Raw genomic sequence first — 14,620 nt, 5'->3', positions numbered from 1 at the left:
AAATTGTGGTGTCGACATGAAAGAGGGGGATCGTGGAGCGGACGGACCACACCACGGAGCACACGCCGCGGGCGGACCGGGCGGACCGGGAGCTGCCGTGGACCTCCCTGCCGCCGACGCTCACCCCTCTCCTCGTCCCGCACCTGCCCGCGGTGACGGAGGAGCTGCTGGACGCCGTGCGGGTCGACGTCCCCGTCTACGCCCGGCCCCTGGAGGGCCTGTTCGGCGACAGCATCCGGCGCGGCGTCGAGGTGGCCCTCACCCGGTTCCTGCAGCTGCCCGGCACCCACCAGCCGGCGCTGATGGGCGACGACCGGCGGGTCTACGAGGGGCTCGGCCGCGGTGAGGTGCGGGAGGGCCGTCCGATGGACGCCCTCTTCGCGGCCTACCGCTCCGGGGCGCGCACCACGCTGCGCTCGCTCTCCCGCGTGGCCATGGACGCCGGGTTCGAGGCGTCCGTGCTCATCGGTCTCGCCGAGTCCGTCTTCGCCTACATCGAAGAGCTCTCCGCGGCCAGCGCCGAGGGCTACGCCCTGGAGCAGTCGGAGCGGGCGGGGGAGCGGGACCGGCTGCTGGACGCCCTCGCGGACATGATCGTGCGCGGCCACGTGGCGGAGGACGCCGTGCGCACCGCCGCCGCCGCCGCGGGCTGGCCGGTGCCCGACCGGGTGGTGGTGGTGACCGTGGCCGCCGACCGGCGGGTGGGCCTGCGCTCCCGCCTCGGGGAGCGGACCCTGCTCACGTCCCGGCCGGGTGACGTCGTGGCGGTGGTGCCCGAGCCGTCCTCGGCGACCGGGCGCCGGGAGCTGGCGCGCGCGCTCACCGGGCGGGGTGCGGTGATCGGCCCCGGGCGGCCCTGGTACGCGGCCCCCGACTCCCTGCGCCTGGCCGTGCTGACCCGGGACCTGCTGCAGCGGGAGGGACCGGCCGACCCGGGACCGCTGTGGGTCTCGGAGCACCTCATGGAGCTCGTCCTGCACAGCGAGCGCAGCGTGGTCGAGGACCTCGCCGCGCAGTGCCTGGCCCCGCTGGAGGACCTCAGGCCCGGGCAGCGGGAGCGGCTGTCCGCGACCCTGCTGTGCTGGCTCGAGCACCACGGGCAGCGCGCGGCGATGGCCGCGGAGCTGAACATCCACGAGCAGACGGTGGGCTACCGGGTGAACCAGCTCCGGGAGGTCTTCGGGGACGCCCTCAACGACCCCAAGAGCCGGTTCGAGCTCGAGCTGGTGCTGCGCGCCGGATTCCGCTGAACCCGGGCGGCCCCGGGCCGCGCGCCGGGTTCAGCCGGTCCGCTTGTAGGCCTCCCGCTCCCGGGCGTCGGCCTCGATCTGCTCCTGCACCGTGATCGCGGTCCCGCCCAGGTGCGCCGGCATCCACCACGCGCCGGGCTCCGGGGTGACGGGATAGCTGTCGATGCAGCGGTCGATCCCGTCCTGCAGCGCCGCGCGCAGCCGGGCGCTCGCCGCCCGGACGTCCTCGCCGGGGGCCACCCGCAGCAGCGGGCCGACGTGCACGCGCACCGGGGTGCGCCACACGTCGCGCAGCCGGATCCGCCCGCGCCCGCGGGTGAGCATCCGGTGGCCGCCCCACACGGACACCGGGATGACGGGGGCGCCGGTCTCGGCGGCCATGCGCACGGCGCCGGTGCGCAGCGGGCGCACGGTCCAGCTGCGGCTGACCCCGCCCTCCGGGAACACGGCGAGGAACTCGCCGCGCGCCAGCTTCGCCGCGGCCTCGGCGTAGGCCGGGGCGCCGTCGGCGCGGTCGACGACGACGTGGTCGCACAGCCGGCACACCGCCGTGACGAGGGCGCTGCCGGTGTGCTTGCGGGTGATGAGGAAGCGGGAGTGGGCGCGCAGCCGGCGCCAGACCACCAGCTGCGCGAAGACGAAGTCGAGGTACCCGAAGTGGGTCACCGCCACGACGGCGCCCCGGCCCGGGCGGATCTCACGGTCCAGGCCGTGCACCACCTGGTCGGTGGGCAGGTGCTCCTCGCCCGAGGCCAGCAGGGGCACGCGGAAGAGCTTCACCGCGGCGAGGCCGGCGAGCACGATGGCTCGGTAGGCGTACTTGTTGGGGCGCAGCTGCGGGGCCACGGGCCTCCCTCGGGCAGAGGCCCGCGAAAGGCGGGCCGGGAACGGTCTGCCCAGAATCGTAGACCAGGGCGGGGAACCGCCGCCGTCATGTGCGGTCTTCCCCCATACCGGGCCCCGGCACCGCCCCGATACGCTGGCAGCACCGCGCCGGTCCGGCGCCCGGGCACCGGGTGCCGCGACCGGTTCCGTCTCTGCCGACCAGGAGAACCCGATGTCCTACCTTCCACCGTCAGCTCCACCGCCGCAGTACCGGGCCCAGGGCGACGACCGCACCATCGCGGTCCTCACCCACCTGTCCGGACTGATCGGCGCGCTGATCTCCGTCGGCTGGCTGGGCTTCGTGGGGCCCCTGCTCGTGTGGCTGGTGCACCGGGACAGGAACGCGTTCCTGCGGGCCACCTCCGCCGGGTCCTTCAACTTCAACGTGTCCATGTGGCTGCTCAACGCGGCGGCGTGGGTGTGCGTGGTCACCGTGATCCTCATCCCCGTGGCGATCGTGCTGTGGATCCTCGCCGCGGTGCTGCTCGTGGTGTGCCACGTCCTGGCCGTGCTCAAGGCCAACAAGGGCGAGGTGTACCGCTACCCGCTGCAGCTGCCCATCCTGCGGTGACCTCCTTGCGGACCGGCCGGCGGCATCCTCCGGCCGGTCCGCAACCATCCCTTCGGCCGATGGCCGCGGCCTCCCGGCTCTCGTAGATTCTGAGCCATCACCCGGGGAACCCGCCGGTTGATGCACCCCCCAGAAACCTCGGGAACAGAGGAGCTCGTCATGACCGCCCCCCGCACCCCCGCCGTCCGCACGGTCCTGCCCGTCTCGGCCGTCGCCTCCGTCGCCGTCCTCGGCCTCGTCCTCGGCGGTGTCGGCATCGCCTGGGTCGCCGGCTCCCTCGGCATCTCCGCCGCGTCCGCGAGCCAGATCGTCGCCGCGGTCGAGGTCGGCGGCTGGGCGCTGACCCTCGTGGCCGCGATGTTCGGCTTCGGCATCGGCATCGGCATCGGCGGCGCGGTCGTCGGCACCATCCGCTGGTACCCGTCCAAGAAGGCCCGCAACCTGGCCATCGCCTGAGCCGCCTGCTCCCCCTCACGGCCGACCTCACCGCCCGCCGGAACGGCCTGGTGCGCAGCTACCTCACGGTGCTGTCCCAGGGCTGGGCCCCGGCCACCGGGCGGATGGCGGAGGGACCCGTGGAGGCCGGCGCGGCGCTGCTCCTCCGCGGCCGGTGGAGGTCCTGCGGCGCCGGCCGCCAGGTGCTCGTGGTCGTCGTCGCCGTCGCGACCGCCGCGCTCGTCGCCATGGTGTGACCCGGCCGCCGTTCCGGCCGCCCGCCCCGACCCCACCGCTCATCAGATCCTCGACCGCCAGGAGCGCCCACCGTGCCGACCCTCACCCAGAACCACGTCCGACTGGTCCTCGTCACCGTGGCCGTCCTGAGCGCCGCCGCCCTGACCGCGATCCTCCTCCAGGGCCGGGGCACCAGCACCGTCCCGGTCGGGCTGTGGTCCCTCCTCGTGGGCGCGCTGGTGGTCGCCGGGGTGCTCCTGCCGCTCGTGGCCGCCGCGACCCCGCTGTCCCGCCCGCGCTCCGTGGCGCCGGCCGTGCTGCTGTTCCTGGCCATGACGGCCCACGCGACGTTCCTCGACGAGCAGCTGAGCGGGTTCCCCGTGGGCTGGCTGTGCACCACGGGCGTGGTCGTCGCCCTCGCGGGCACGGTCGTGCTCCTGTTCAACGCGCTCGGGCTGCGCCGGGAGCGGTCCGGGACGCGCAGCAGGCTCTCGTGACGGCCAGCGCGACCGCGAGCCCGACGAGCCGGTCGACCGGCCCGGTGCGGCGGCGGACGCCCGCCCCGCCGGCCCGCCGCCGTCTCCGGCTCCTGGCGGACCTGCGGATCGCGGACCGGCTGCGGGCGCTGGGCACGTCCGTGCCGGTGGACACGGCCCGCCGCCTCGTGGCCGGGGCCGCGGCAGGGGCCGTGCTCCTGGCGTTCGCCGCCGGGATCGTCGCGGTGCGCGCGGCCGCTGTGCTGGCGCCGGGTCCGTTCGGGCCGGGCCCGGCCTCCCGGCCCCGGGGTTCGGGCCGGCCGTGCTGCGCGAGCGCGTCCAGCTGCTCGACGGGGGGCTAGTGGCGGGACCGGCGGACGGCGGCTGGCGCGTCGGCGCCCGCATCCCGCTGGGCCCGGCCGCCGTGTGAGAGCACCACGACCGCGACGAGCACGAGCAGCGCCGCACTGAGCCCGTCGAAGCCGATCAGCGCCAGCACCGGTCCGGCGAGCGCGCCGCCGGTCGCGCCGGCGAGGTTCATGAACAGGTCCGAGACCCCCTGCAGCTTCGGCCGCTCGGCCGGCGCGACGGCCTCGGCCACGAGCGTGGAGCCCGCCACCGTGGACGCGGACCAGCCGAGCCCGAGCAGGACCAGCCCGACCGTCACCAGCACCGGGGACGTCGAGCCGAACCAGGACAGCACCAGGGCCAGCACGAACAGGGCCTGGCCGAGCAGGACGGTGGCGCGGCGTCCGGCCCGGTCCGCGAGCCAGCCGAACACGGGGGCGAGGGCGTACATCCCGGCCACGTGCAGGCTGATGGTCAGGCCCACCACGCTCAGCGACGCGCCGTGCAGGGTGAGGTGCACGGGTGTCATGGACATCAGCGCCACCATGACCGCGTGGCTCAGCGCCACGGTGAGCACGGCACGGCGGGCGGGCGACGAGGCCCGCAGCACGGCCAGCCCGCCCGCGGGGGAGGGCTTGCCCCTGCCCGCGGCCTCGCCGTCGGCCACGGCCAGCAGCAGGGGGTCCGGCCGCAGCGCCGTGAGGTAGACCAGGGCCCCGATGGCCTGCGCCACGAGGGCGATGACGAATCCGCCCGTCAGCGCCGGCAGGCCCAGGGCCCGCCCGAGCAGCTCGCCCGGCTCGAAGAGGTTGGGGCCGAGCACCGCGCCGATCGTCGTGGACCAGACCACCAGGGAGAGGTCCCGGGCGCGGGTTTCGTCCGCGGCCAGGTCGGTCGCCGCGAACCGGGACTGGAGGTTGAGCGCCGAGCCGGCGCCGAGCAGGGCCAGGCCCAGCAGCAGGACGGGGAAGCTCGAGAGGACGGCGGCGCCGATCGTGGTCGACGCGCCCGCCATGGCGGTGAACGCCCCGGTGCTCAGGGAGATCCGCCGGCCGCGGGCCTGGGCGAGCCGCGCGAGGGGGACGGCGAGCAGGGCCGCGCCGAGGGTGTTCATGGTCGCGGCCATGCCGGACCAGGCGGAGGAGCCGGAGACCTCGGTGACGAGCAGGGCGCCGAGGGCCAGGGTGGCGCCGACGCCCAGCCCGCCGAGGATCTGGCCGAGGGCCAGGACGCGGACGACCTTCCGCTGCAGGGCGCGCCGGTCCACGGCGGGGTTCGTCGGGTGCATGCCCGCCATCCTATACCCCAGGGGGTACTCGCCCCGGGTGTGTCGGAGCCCCTCGGTGTGGTTCGATGCTCGGCATGAGCTCCCTGCCCGATCCCTCGACCGGACTCGTCCTCGGCGAGGACGGGCTCGTCCGCCCCGTCTGGGCCGCCACGGATCCCCTCCTGCGCGAGTACTACGACACGGAGTGGGGCGTCCCCGTGCGGGACGAGCGGGGGCTCTACGAACGGATCTGCCTCGAGGGCTTCCAGTCCGGGCTGTCCTGGGCCACGATCCTGCGCAAGCGGCCCGCCTTCCGGGCGGCCTTCGCCGACTTCGACCCGGACACCGTCGCCGGGTTCGGCCCGGAGGACGTGGACCGGCTCCTGGGCGACGCCGGGATCGTGCGCCACCGGGGCAAGATCGAGGCCGCGGTCGGCAACGCCCGCGCCACCGTGGCCCTGCGCCCCGAGGGAGGACTGGCCGAGCTCGTGTGGTCGTTCCGCCCGTCGCGGACCCCGCGGCCGCGCACGGCGGAGGAGGTCCCGACCCGGTCCCCGGAGTCCGAGGCCCTGTCCCGGGCCCTGCGGGCGCGCGGCTTCCGCTTCGTGGGGCCGACCACGATGCACGCGCTCATGGAGGCGGTCGGGATCGTCGACACGCACCTGCTCGGCAGCCACCGCCGCGGCAGCTCCGGGGTGTGGCCGGAGGAGCCGGAGGGTGCGTAGGATTCCTGGCACCGAACCCGACGACGCCCCGCGTCGCCCACCGGCAGGAGGCCCGGCCGTGTACGACAACAGCGAGCAGCGCAGCGCGGTGCTGCCCCTGGTGCTGAGCACCGTGGGCTCCGTCCTGGTCGGCTTGGTGGTGCGCAGGCTGCGCGCGGACCGGGCGGCCGCCCGCGGCGGGCCCGCCGGCCGGGGCCGGCGGGACGCGGCACGGACCCGGCCCGCCCGCCGGAGCACGCGCGGACCGGTGCTCTGAGACCATGACGAGCCACGCGATCAGCTGGGTGGACGTCTTCTCGCCGGCGCCGCTGGGCGGCAACCCGCTCGCCGTCGTGCACGGGGCCGACGCCCTCGACGAGGACACGATGGCGCGCTTCGCCCGCTGGACCAACCTGTCGGAGACCACGTTCCTGCTCGAGCCCACGGTCCCCGGCGCCGACTACCGGGTGCGGATCTTCACCCCCGGCGGGGAGCTGCCCTTCGCGGGTCACCCCACGCTCGGGACGGCGTCCGCCTGGCTCGCCCTCGGCGGGGAGCCCGCGGGAGCGGACGTCGTCCAGGAGTGCGGGGTCGGGCTGGTGACCGTCCGGCGCCGCGAGGGCCGGCTCTCGTTCGCCGCCCCGCCCCTGATGCGCTACGAGCCCGTGGCGGAGCCCGCGCTGCTGGACCGGGTGGCGCGGTCCCTGCGGCTGGACCCGTCCGCGCTGCTCGACGTGTCCTGGCTGGACAACGGCCCCGGTTGGATCGGGGTGCGCGTCGCCGACGCCGGCACCGTCCTGGGCGTCCGTGCGGACTGGTCCGCCATGGCCGGGCTCAAGCTCGGCGTGGTGGGCGCCCACCCCGAGGGCGCCGAGTGCGCGGTCGAGGTGCGGGCGTTCGTGGGGGACTGGGTCGTGGAGGACCCGGTCACGGGCAGCCTCAACGCGGGCCTGGCCCGGTGGCTGACCGACCACGGCTGGGCCCCGGACCACTACGTCGCGGCCCAGGGCACGGTGCTCGGGCGCACCGGGCGCGTGCTGGTGGAGCGGGACGCGGAGACCGTCTGGATCGGCGGCCACGTCAGCCCGGTGGTCCGCGGGACCGTGGAGCTGTAGCCGCCGGCACGCGGGGCGCCCTCGGTATCGTGGGGGCATGACGACCCAGGACATCTCCTTCCGCACCCGCAAGTGGGTCAAGCCGGAGGACCTCAACGCCAACGGCACCCTGTTCGGCGGCAGCCTGCTCCGCTGGATCGACGAGGAGGCGGCGATCTACGCGATCGTCCAGCTCGGTAACCGGCGCGCGGTGACGAAGTACATGTCGGAGATCAACTTCGTGAGCTCCGCCGAGCAGGGCGACATCATCGAGATGGGCCTGACCGCCACCGGGTTCGGCCGCACGTCCCTGACCATGCGCGCCCAGGTGCGCAACATGATCACCCGAGACCTCATCCTGAGCATCGACAAGATCGTCTTCGTGAACCTCGACCGGGACGGGCGGCCCGCGCCGCACGGCTACACCGAGATCACCTACGACCGGGACCGGATCCCCACCACGGCGCTGCCGGCGCGGCGGCTGCGCGCCGAGCGGATCACCGACTCCGTCACCTACCACGGCGAGGGGCCGTGCTGGTCGGAGTCCTGGGGCGGGCTGCGGTGGGTCGACATGCTCGCGGGGGACGTGCTGTCCCTCGGCGCGGACGGCGAGGTGCTCCGCAAGCACGTCGGGGACGTCGTGGCCTGCGTGCGCCCGCGCGCGACCGGGGGAGCGGTGCTCGCGCTGGAGACCGGCGTGGCCCTCGAGGACCCGGACGGCACCGTCCACCCGGCCGAGCAGCTCTGGGAGCCCGGGGCGCTCCGGATGAACGAGGGCGGGGCCGGCCCGGACGGCTCCTTCTACGTCGGCTCCATGGCCTGGGACGGGACCGAGGGGGCGGCCACGCTCTACCGCGTGCACCCGGACCTGCGCTGGGAGCCGGTCCTGGAGGGCGTCACCGTCTCCAACGGCATCGCATGGTCCCCGGACGGCACGCTGGCCTACTACAACGACACGCCCACCGGGAAGGTCGACGTCCTCGACTGGTCCCCGGACGCGGGACTGCACGGGCGCCGCACCTTCGTGGTGCCCGAGCTCGCGGAGGGGGACGTCCACCCCGACGGGCTGACCGTCGACGCCGAGGGCGCGGTCTGGGTGGCGCTGCACGGCGCCGGGCAGGTGCACCGCTACACGGCCGACGGCGCCCTGGACACGGTCGTGGAGGTCGGCGCGCGCCAGACCACGGCGTGCTGCCTGGGCGGGGAGGACCTGCGGACCCTCTACATCACCACGTCCCGGGAGAACCTCGCCGCGGACGAGGACCCCGCCGCCGGCTCCCTGTTCGCCGTCCGGGTCGACGTCCCCGGCCTGCCCGTCCTGCCCTTCGGGGGCTGAGCGCGGTGCAGAGCCCCAGGCGCACCGCCGGACTGCTGTGGCTGCTCGTGCTCGTGTGGGTCGTCGCCCTCGTGGGCTCCCTGCTCAGCGGGGGCACCTCCTCGGTGCTCTCCTTCGCCGTGCTCGCCGTGCTGTGCGCCGCCGGGGCGGTGTTCCTCGGCGCCCGGCCCCGGCGCTGAGGGGCTTGACCCTCACGCGGCGGGAGGGCCCAGAGTGGAGGACATGGACGGACAGCGGCCCGGAACGGCGGACGAGAAGCTCACCGTGGGACAGGTCGCGGAGCGCTTCGGCGTCACCGTGCGCACGCTGCACCACTACGACGACGTCGGCCTGCTGCGCCCGAGCGAACGCTCGGCGGGCGGATACCGCCTCTACACGGGGGACGACCTGCTCCGGCTGCGGCACGTGGTGGTCTACCGCCGGCTCGGCTTCCCCCTCGAGCGGATCGAGGAGCTGCTGGCCGCGGAGGACCCCGGGGCCGTGCTGGCGCACCTGCGCCGGCAGCGCGAGTCCGTCCTGGCGAGACAGGCCGAGCTGGCCGACCTCGTCGCCGCGATCGACCGAGCACTGGAGAAGGAAATGACCGGAATCGACCTGACCCCGGAGGAGCGCCGCGAGCTCTTCGGGGAGGGCTTCAGCGACGAGTACGCGGCCGAGGCCGAGCGCCGCTGGGGCGGCACCGACGCGTGGGAGCAGTCCCGCCGGCGCGCGGCCGGATACGACCGGGAGGACTGGCGGCGGATCGCCGCCGAGACCACGGCGATCAACGAGCGCTTCGTCGCGGTCAAGCGCGCGGGGCTCCCCGCGGACTCGGCCGAGGCGATGGATGCCGCGGAGGCCGCCCGGCGCCAGATCCACGAACGCTTCTACGACCTCTCGCCCGAGTTCCACCGGGCCCTGGGGGACATGTACGTGGCGGACCCGCGGTTCACGAAGACCTACGAGGACCTGGAGCCCGGGCTGGCCCGGTACGTCCGCGACGCGATCCACGCCAACGCCGACCGCGCCACGGGCTGAGGTCCCCTCGCCGCCCGGGGCGTGCGGGCAGTCCGGCGGGCCGCCGGACTACCATCGTCAGCGAGGAGGCACCCATGACCGAGACCCCCCGGGCGGCCCCGGACGTCGTCACCGGCTCGATCCGGCTGCTCGCGGAGCAGGGCTGGGACGCCACGACCGTGGACCGGCTCGCGCTCGCCGCGGGCATCAGCCGGGCCACGTTCTTCCGCAAGTACGGGTCCAAGGAGGACATCGTCTTCGCGGACCACGCGGCGAACCTCGAGCGCCTCGAGCAGCAGCTGGCCCGGGCGGGCGAGGACCCGGGCGCCGACCCGGCCCTCGCGCTGCGGGACGGCGTGCTCCTGGTCTTCCGCCACCACCTCGACCACCGGGAGCGGGCCCTGGCCCGCAACGCCCTGCTCCGCCAGGTCCCGCAGCTGCGGGACCGGGAGCTCATCACGTCCCACCGCTACGAGCGGGTCCTGCAGCGCTACCTGCGCTCCGCGCTGCCCGACTCGCCGGGCCGGACCACGCTGGCCACGGCCCTGTCCGCCGCCGCGGTGGCGGTGCACAACGCCGCCCTGCGGGCCTGGCTGCGCGCCCCGGACACCGACCCCTCGGCCGAGCTCGCGGCGCAGCTCGAGCGCCTGGCGCGCACGCTCGTGGCCGGCTACGAGGACGGCCGCCCGGACGGCGCGGCGCGGCCGGTCGACGGCGGGACGCGCCCCGCCGTCGTCGTCACCGTCCTGGACCCCGGTGCGGACACGGAGGAGATCCTGGCGTCCGTGCGGGACGCCCTGGGGTGAGGGCTCAGACCTCGTGGGCGAGGATCGCGTAGACCAGCTCGTCGCGCCACTCGCCCAGCTGGTGGTGGCTCTCGCGCAGGGTCGCCTCCAGGCGCATGCCGATGCGCTCGCAGACCTTGGCCGAGCTCACGTTGAGCGCGTCCAGGCTGGCGCACACCCGGTGCGCGCCCAGCTCGGCGAACGCGAACTCGATCGCGGCCCGGGCGGCCTCGGAGGCGATGCCCCGGCCCGCGTGGTCGGGGTGGACCACCCAGCCGATCTCGACCTGCGCGGCCGTCGCGTCCGTGAGGGTCAGCACGATCTCGCCCACGAGCTCCCGCGAGCCCCGGGGGGAGACGGCGAAGCGGACGGAGTCGCCGTCCCGGCCCCAGGGCCGCATCCCGCTGTTCTCGGCCAGGGCCCGCTCGCACTCCTCGCGCGTGCGCGGGCCCCGCCACGCGTACTGCGCGTAGTCCTCGCGGCTCTGGTAGGAGTGCATCGGGTCGAGGTCCGCGGCGTCGAAGCGGCGGAACGCGAGGCGTTCGGTCTCTGGGGGCAGCACGTCGATCATCACCAGCCAGAATACGGCCTGGACGCCCCGGAGCCGGACGCCGCACTGCGACACTGAGACTCAATACCTTGACCTGAGACTCCGTATCAGTCAGAGTGGTGTCGATCACACGACCCGTCAGGAGTCCGCCCATGGCACCCACCGCGCCCGCCCCCTCCTTCCCCTCCACCGTCACGGTGGACGTCGAGCAGCTGGTCCTGCCCGGCCGGTCCGCCCCCGTCGCCCTGGTCCGGCTGGACTCCACCCCGCCGGGCGGGCTGGTCATCTGGGGCTCCGAGGCCCTCGAGCAGCTCCGCGAGGCCCTGGGCTCGATCGACCAGTCGGCCGTCGAGGCCATCGTGGTCACCGGCAACACCCGGTCCTTCGGGGCGGGGGCCAATCTCAAGGAGATCCGCCACGCCCAGCTCAGCGGCGTCTCCGACCGGTACGTCGGACTCGGTCACGAGGCCTTCGGCGTCCTGGCCGACGCGAGCGTGCCCACGTTCTCGCTGCTCACCGGGCAGGCGCTGGGCGGAGGGCTCGAGCTCGCCCTGCACACGGACTACCGGGCGGCCCATCCGCGCACCGGACCGCTCGGGCTGCCGGAGTGCCGGCTCGGCTTCTTCCCGGGCTGGGGCGGCGTGCACCTGCTCCCGCACCTGATCGGCCCGGCCGCGGCGCTGCGGGTCATCGTCTTCGACTCCCTGAAGGGGCGCCACGTCAAGGCGGCCGAGGCCCTCGAGCTCGGCCTCGTGGACGTGGTGCTCGACGCCGCCCCGGGGACCGGGGAGTGGGAGACCGCCTGGCAGCAGTGGGTCGCCGGCCGGCTCACCGCGCTCGACGCGGGGGAGGCCCGCCGCCGTGCCGGCACGCCCGGCGACACCGGGGAGCAGCAGTGGGCCGAGGCCGTGGAGCAGGCCCGGGACCGGGCCGAGCGCACCTGGCACGGCGCGGCCCCGGCCCCGCTCGTGGCCATCGATCTTGTGGCCGACGCCCGGACCGAGACCCGCACCGAGAACGGGACGAAGGCCGTGGCCGCCTTCGCCGAACTGGTCCGCGGGGACGTGGCCAAGGCCTCCCTCTACGCGTTCGAGCTCGTCTCGGCGCGGTCCCGGCAGGCCGCGGACGTGCCCGCCGCCGAACCCGTGCCCCTGCGCAAGGCCGCCGTGATCGGCGCGGGCCTGATGGCCGGCCAGCTCGCCTCGCTGATCGCGAGCGGCGCCCGGATCCCCGTGGTCATGACCGACCTCGACGACGACCGGCTCGCCGCCGGCGTGGCCCGGACCCGGGAGCGCTTCGCCGCCCAGGCGGCCAGGGGCAGGATCAGTCCGGAGCAGGCCGAGCAGCTCGGGGCCCTCGTCACGGCGGCGGCCGGCCCGGAGGACCTCGCCGACGCGGACTTCGTGATCGAGGCCGTCTTCGAGGACCTCGACGTGAAGAAGCAGGTCTTCGCCCAGTGGGAGCAGGTCGTGCGCCCGGACGCGATCCTCGCGACCAACACGAGCTCCCTGTCCGTCACCGCCATGGCCGAGGGCCTGCGGCACCCGGAACGGGTGGTCGGCTTCCACGTCTTCAACCCCGTGGAGGTCACCCCGCTCCTGGAGATCGTCGCCGGGCGGCGGACCGGCGACACCGCCCTGGCGACCGCCTTCGAGCTCGCCGCCGCCCTGCGCCGCACGGCGGTGCGCGTGCAGGACGCGCCCGGCTTCGTGGTCAACCGCGTGCTGACCCGGCTGTTCGACGTGGTCGTCCAGGCGATCGACGCCGGCACGGACGTGGCGGCGGCCGACCACGCCCCCGATCCGATGGGCCTGCCCATGACGCCGCTGCGGCTGCTCGACTTCGTGGGCCCCGCCGTGCTGCACCACGTGGACGGGACCATGCACCGGGCCTATCCCGAGCGGTTCGCGCGGTCCCCGTGGATGGACGCGGTGGTCGAGGCGGGTCTGACCCACGTGCTGCCCACCGAGCACGCCCCGGAGACGGGTGCGGACGGCTACCTCGCCGCGGACGCCGCCCGGCTGCTCGAGCGGACCCGGGCGGAGCGCCCCGCCGGCACCCCGGACGCCCCCGCCTCGCCCGGGGAGCTGCTGGTGCGGGTGCAGGACGCCCTGGCCGAGGAGATCGGCACGATGCTGGCCGAGGGCGTCGTCGCCGGGCCCGAGGACGTGGACCTGTGCATGGTCCTCGGCGCCAACTATCCCTTCCACCTGGGCGGGATCACCCCGTACCTCGACCGCACGGGCGCCTCGGAGCGCGTGCTCGGCCGCCGCTTCCACCAGGACTGACCCCGTCCCCGATCCCCGCCCGCCCACCGAACGAAGGACCCTTCCATGACCGCCACCCCTGAGACCGGCGCGAACCTGTTCCCCGCCGGCACCGTGGAGCCCGACTACGTCCTCGACGAGGCCCTCGACACCGACGCCGCCGGCGCCTTCGAGGGGGTCTCCGACACCGACCGGGTGCACTGGATGCGTGCCCGCCGGTTCGTCCAGGAGGACCTGCTGCCCGTCATCGGCGAGCACTGGGACCGCTCCGAGTACTCCCTCGACCTCGTCCGCCGGCTCGGCGAGCTCGACCTGCTGCGCGACGGTGTGGCCGTGGACGGTCACGAGGAGATGTCCAAGACCGCCGCGGGACTGGTCAGCATGGAGCTCTCCCGCGGCGACGGGTCCATCGCCACCGTGGCCGGCGTCCAGGGCGGGCTCGCCATGCGCTCCATCGCCATGTGCGGCTCCGCGGAGCAGCGGGAGCGCTGGCTGCCGCGGATGGCCACGGGAAAGCTGCTCGGCGCGTTCGCCCTCACGGAGCCCACCCACGGCTCGGACTCCGTGAGCCTCGAGACCCGGGCCACCCCGGTGGACGGCGGCTGGCTGCTCAACGGGGAGAAGAAGTGGATCGGCAACGGCTCGATGGGCGGGATCACCGTGGTGTGGGCCCGCTCCGACGAGGACGGCCAGGTCCGGGGCTTCGTGGTCCCCCAGGAGAGCGAGGGGTACACCGGCACGACCATCCGCGGCAAGCTCGCCCTGCGCGCCATCCACCAGGCGCACCTGCGCTTCGACGGCGTCTTCGTGCCCGAGGCGAACGCGCTGCCGGCGGCACGGTCCTTCAAGAACACCGCCGACGTCCTGTTCGCGACCCGGATCAGCGTGGCGTGGGGCGCCGTGGGCCATGCCCAGGCCTGCTACGAGACCGCCGTGCAGTACGCGCGCCAGCGCGTCCAGTTCGGCCGGCCGCTGGCCGCCTCGCAGATCGTCCAGGAGCGGCTGGCCCGGATGCTGAGCGAGCTCACCCAGATCCAGCTGCTCGTGGCCCGGATGACCGAGCGGGAGGAGGCCGGGCGGCTCACCGCCGAGCAGGCGTCGCTGGCGAAGTACACCTCGACGCGCACGGCCCGGTCGATCGCGGCCAACGCCCGGGACCTGCTGGGCGGCAACGGCATCCTCATCGAGAACCGCGTGGCCCGGCACTTCGCCGACATCGAGGCGCTGCACACCTACGAGGGCACCGAGACCGTCCAGGCCCTGATCATCGGGCGCGGCATCACGGGCATCTCCGCCTTCGCCTGACCGGCGTCCCTCCCGCGCGACGACGTCGGGAACTCTCCCCGGGGCGCACGTCCGGGTTCCCCGCACGGAGGTCGTCCCCGGACACGACGACGCCCCGGCCGGCCGGCCGGGGCG

18 protein-coding genes and 1 pseudogene are annotated in these 14,620 nt (G+C 75.1%); 16 read left to right on the top strand and 3 right to left on the bottom strand.

The annotated features are described in order from the left end of the window. Positions 1–32 precede the first annotated feature (32 nt). Positions 33–1,250, top strand: coding sequence for a PucR family transcriptional regulator (locus ACFU0Y_RS02820; RefSeq protein WP_380212925.1), 1,218 nt, complete (start codon positions 33–35; stop codon positions 1,248–1,250). Between the two features lie 30 nt (positions 1,251–1,280). Here the strand turns inward: ACFU0Y_RS02820 and ACFU0Y_RS02815 are convergent, their stop codons facing one another. Next, positions 1,281–2,096 carry a lysophospholipid acyltransferase family protein gene (locus tag ACFU0Y_RS02815; protein ID WP_380212924.1) on the bottom strand — a complete coding sequence of 272 codons (816 nt, stop codon included), beginning with the start codon at positions 2,094–2,096 and terminating at the stop codon, positions 1,281–1,283. 211 nt (positions 2,097–2,307) lie between these two features. Here ACFU0Y_RS02815 and ACFU0Y_RS02810 point away from each other — a divergent pair, with 211 nt between their 5' ends. From ACFU0Y_RS02810 to ACFU0Y_RS02790, 5 genes are all read left to right on the top strand, one after another. Then, positions 2,308–2,706 carry a DUF4870 domain-containing protein gene (locus ACFU0Y_RS02810; RefSeq protein ID WP_380212923.1) on the top strand — a complete coding sequence of 133 codons (399 nt, stop codon included), beginning with the start codon at positions 2,308–2,310 and terminating at the stop codon, positions 2,704–2,706. 159 nt (positions 2,707–2,865) lie between these two features. Next, complete coding sequence (locus ACFU0Y_RS02805; RefSeq protein ID WP_380212922.1) at positions 2,866–3,162, top strand: hypothetical protein; 297 nt, start codon at positions 2,866–2,868, stop codon at positions 3,160–3,162. Between the two features lie 50 nt (positions 3,163–3,212). Continuing rightward, positions 3,213–3,398 carry a hypothetical protein gene (locus ACFU0Y_RS02800; protein ID WP_380212921.1) on the top strand — a complete coding sequence of 62 codons (186 nt, stop codon included), beginning with the start codon at positions 3,213–3,215 and terminating at the stop codon, positions 3,396–3,398. Positions 3,399–3,470: 72 nt separating this feature from the next. After that, a complete protein-coding gene (locus tag ACFU0Y_RS02795) occupies positions 3,471–3,875 on the top strand; it encodes a hypothetical protein (protein WP_380212920.1) in 405 nt (134 codons plus the stop codon). Then, a complete protein-coding gene (locus ACFU0Y_RS02790) occupies positions 3,872–4,216 on the top strand; it encodes a hypothetical protein (protein ID WP_380212919.1) in 345 nt (114 codons plus the stop codon). Before ACFU0Y_RS02795 ends, ACFU0Y_RS02790 begins: the two co-directional genes overlap by 4 nt. Here the strand turns inward: ACFU0Y_RS02790 and ACFU0Y_RS02785 are convergent. Next, positions 4,213–5,499 (bottom strand): MFS transporter, encoded by a 1,287-nt coding sequence (locus ACFU0Y_RS02785; RefSeq protein WP_380212918.1) that lies wholly within the window; start codon positions 5,497–5,499, stop codon positions 4,213–4,215. The two genes, ACFU0Y_RS02790 and ACFU0Y_RS02785, sit on opposite strands and share 4 nt — an antisense overlap. Positions 5,500–5,555: 56 nt before the next feature. Here ACFU0Y_RS02785 and ACFU0Y_RS02780 point away from each other — a divergent pair, with 56 nt between their 5' ends. From ACFU0Y_RS02780 to ACFU0Y_RS02745, 8 genes and pseudogenes are all read left to right on the top strand, one after another. Further along, a complete protein-coding gene (locus ACFU0Y_RS02780) occupies positions 5,556–6,194 on the top strand; it encodes a DNA-3-methyladenine glycosylase I (protein WP_380212917.1) in 639 nt (212 codons plus the stop codon). A 58-nt stretch (positions 6,195–6,252) separates the two neighbouring features. After that, on the top strand, positions 6,253–6,450 hold the full coding sequence (locus ACFU0Y_RS02775) for a hypothetical protein (RefSeq protein ID WP_380212916.1): 198 nt from the start codon (positions 6,253–6,255) through the stop codon (positions 6,448–6,450). A 4-nt stretch (positions 6,451–6,454) separates the two neighbouring features. Continuing rightward, on the top strand, positions 6,455–7,288 hold the full coding sequence (locus ACFU0Y_RS02770) for a PhzF family phenazine biosynthesis protein (RefSeq protein WP_380212915.1): 834 nt from the start codon (positions 6,455–6,457) through the stop codon (positions 7,286–7,288). Positions 7,289–7,325: 37 nt separating this feature from the next. Next, positions 7,326–7,727: pseudogene (locus ACFU0Y_RS02765) on the top strand (acyl-CoA thioesterase); the annotation flags it as partial. 21 nt (positions 7,728–7,748) lie between these two features. Then, positions 7,749–8,603, top strand: a complete 855-nt coding sequence (locus ACFU0Y_RS02760; RefSeq protein ID WP_380212952.1) for an SMP-30/gluconolactonase/LRE family protein — start codon at positions 7,749–7,751, stop codon at positions 8,601–8,603. 5 nt (positions 8,604–8,608) lie between these two features. Then, positions 8,609–8,782, top strand: a complete 174-nt coding sequence (locus tag ACFU0Y_RS02755) for a hypothetical protein (protein WP_380212914.1) — start codon at positions 8,609–8,611, stop codon at positions 8,780–8,782. Positions 8,783–8,825: 43 nt separating this feature from the next. Beyond that, entirely contained in the window at positions 8,826–9,620 is a 795-nt protein-coding gene (locus ACFU0Y_RS02750) for a MerR family transcriptional regulator (protein WP_380212913.1), read from the top strand. A gap of 74 nt (positions 9,621–9,694) precedes the next feature. Continuing rightward, a complete protein-coding gene (locus tag ACFU0Y_RS02745) occupies positions 9,695–10,405 on the top strand; it encodes a TetR/AcrR family transcriptional regulator (RefSeq protein ID WP_380212912.1) in 711 nt (236 codons plus the stop codon). A 4-nt stretch (positions 10,406–10,409) separates the two neighbouring features. Here ACFU0Y_RS02745 and ACFU0Y_RS02740 read toward each other — a convergent pair whose 3' ends face one another. Then, positions 10,410–10,955 carry a GNAT family N-acetyltransferase gene (locus ACFU0Y_RS02740; protein ID WP_380212911.1) on the bottom strand — a complete coding sequence of 182 codons (546 nt, stop codon included), beginning with the start codon at positions 10,953–10,955 and terminating at the stop codon, positions 10,410–10,412. Positions 10,956–11,086: 131 nt separating this feature from the next. On the opposite strand from ACFU0Y_RS02740, the gene ACFU0Y_RS02735 reads away from it, so the two are divergent. Next, a complete protein-coding gene (locus tag ACFU0Y_RS02735; RefSeq protein ID WP_380212910.1) occupies positions 11,087–13,222 on the top strand; it encodes a 3-hydroxyacyl-CoA dehydrogenase NAD-binding domain-containing protein in 2,136 nt (711 codons plus the stop codon). A 45-nt stretch (positions 13,223–13,267) separates the two neighbouring features. Continuing rightward, positions 13,268–14,506, top strand: a complete 1,239-nt coding sequence (locus ACFU0Y_RS02730; RefSeq protein WP_380212909.1) for an acyl-CoA dehydrogenase family protein — start codon at positions 13,268–13,270, stop codon at positions 14,504–14,506. The last annotated feature ends 114 nt before the right edge of the window (positions 14,507–14,620 follow it).

The organism is Kocuria sp. NPDC057446, from assembly GCF_042802875.1.
Classification (GTDB): Bacteria; Actinomycetota; Actinomycetes; order Actinomycetales; family Micrococcaceae; genus Kocuria.
The sequence above is the reverse complement of the archived record's forward strand: the minus strand, read 5'-3'. Positions and strand labels throughout refer to the sequence as shown.

Coding starts and splice junctions, on each gene's coding strand:
- ACFU0Y_RS02810 (WP_380212923.1), top strand. CDS start 2,308: ATGTCCTACCTTCCACCGTCAGCTCCACCGCCGCAGTACCGGGCCCAG.
- ACFU0Y_RS02805 (WP_380212922.1), top strand. CDS start 2,866: ATGACCGCCCCCCGCACCCCCGCCGTCCGCACGGTCCTGCCCGTCTCG.
- ACFU0Y_RS02785 (WP_380212918.1), bottom strand. CDS start 5,499: ATGGCGGGCATGCACCCGACGAACCCCGCCGTGGACCGGCGCGCCCTG.
- ACFU0Y_RS02780 (WP_380212917.1), top strand. CDS start 5,556: ATGCTCGGCATGAGCTCCCTGCCCGATCCCTCGACCGGACTCGTCCTC.
- ACFU0Y_RS02770 (WP_380212915.1), top strand. CDS start 6,455: ATGACGAGCCACGCGATCAGCTGGGTGGACGTCTTCTCGCCGGCGCCG.
- ACFU0Y_RS02750 (WP_380212913.1), top strand. CDS start 8,826: ATGGACGGACAGCGGCCCGGAACGGCGGACGAGAAGCTCACCGTGGGA.
- ACFU0Y_RS02745 (WP_380212912.1), top strand. CDS start 9,695: ATGACCGAGACCCCCCGGGCGGCCCCGGACGTCGTCACCGGCTCGATC.
- ACFU0Y_RS02740 (WP_380212911.1), bottom strand. CDS start 10,955: ATGATCGACGTGCTGCCCCCAGAGACCGAACGCCTCGCGTTCCGCCGC.
- ACFU0Y_RS02735 (WP_380212910.1), top strand. CDS start 11,087: ATGGCACCCACCGCGCCCGCCCCCTCCTTCCCCTCCACCGTCACGGTG.
- ACFU0Y_RS02730 (WP_380212909.1), top strand. CDS start 13,268: ATGACCGCCACCCCTGAGACCGGCGCGAACCTGTTCCCCGCCGGCACC.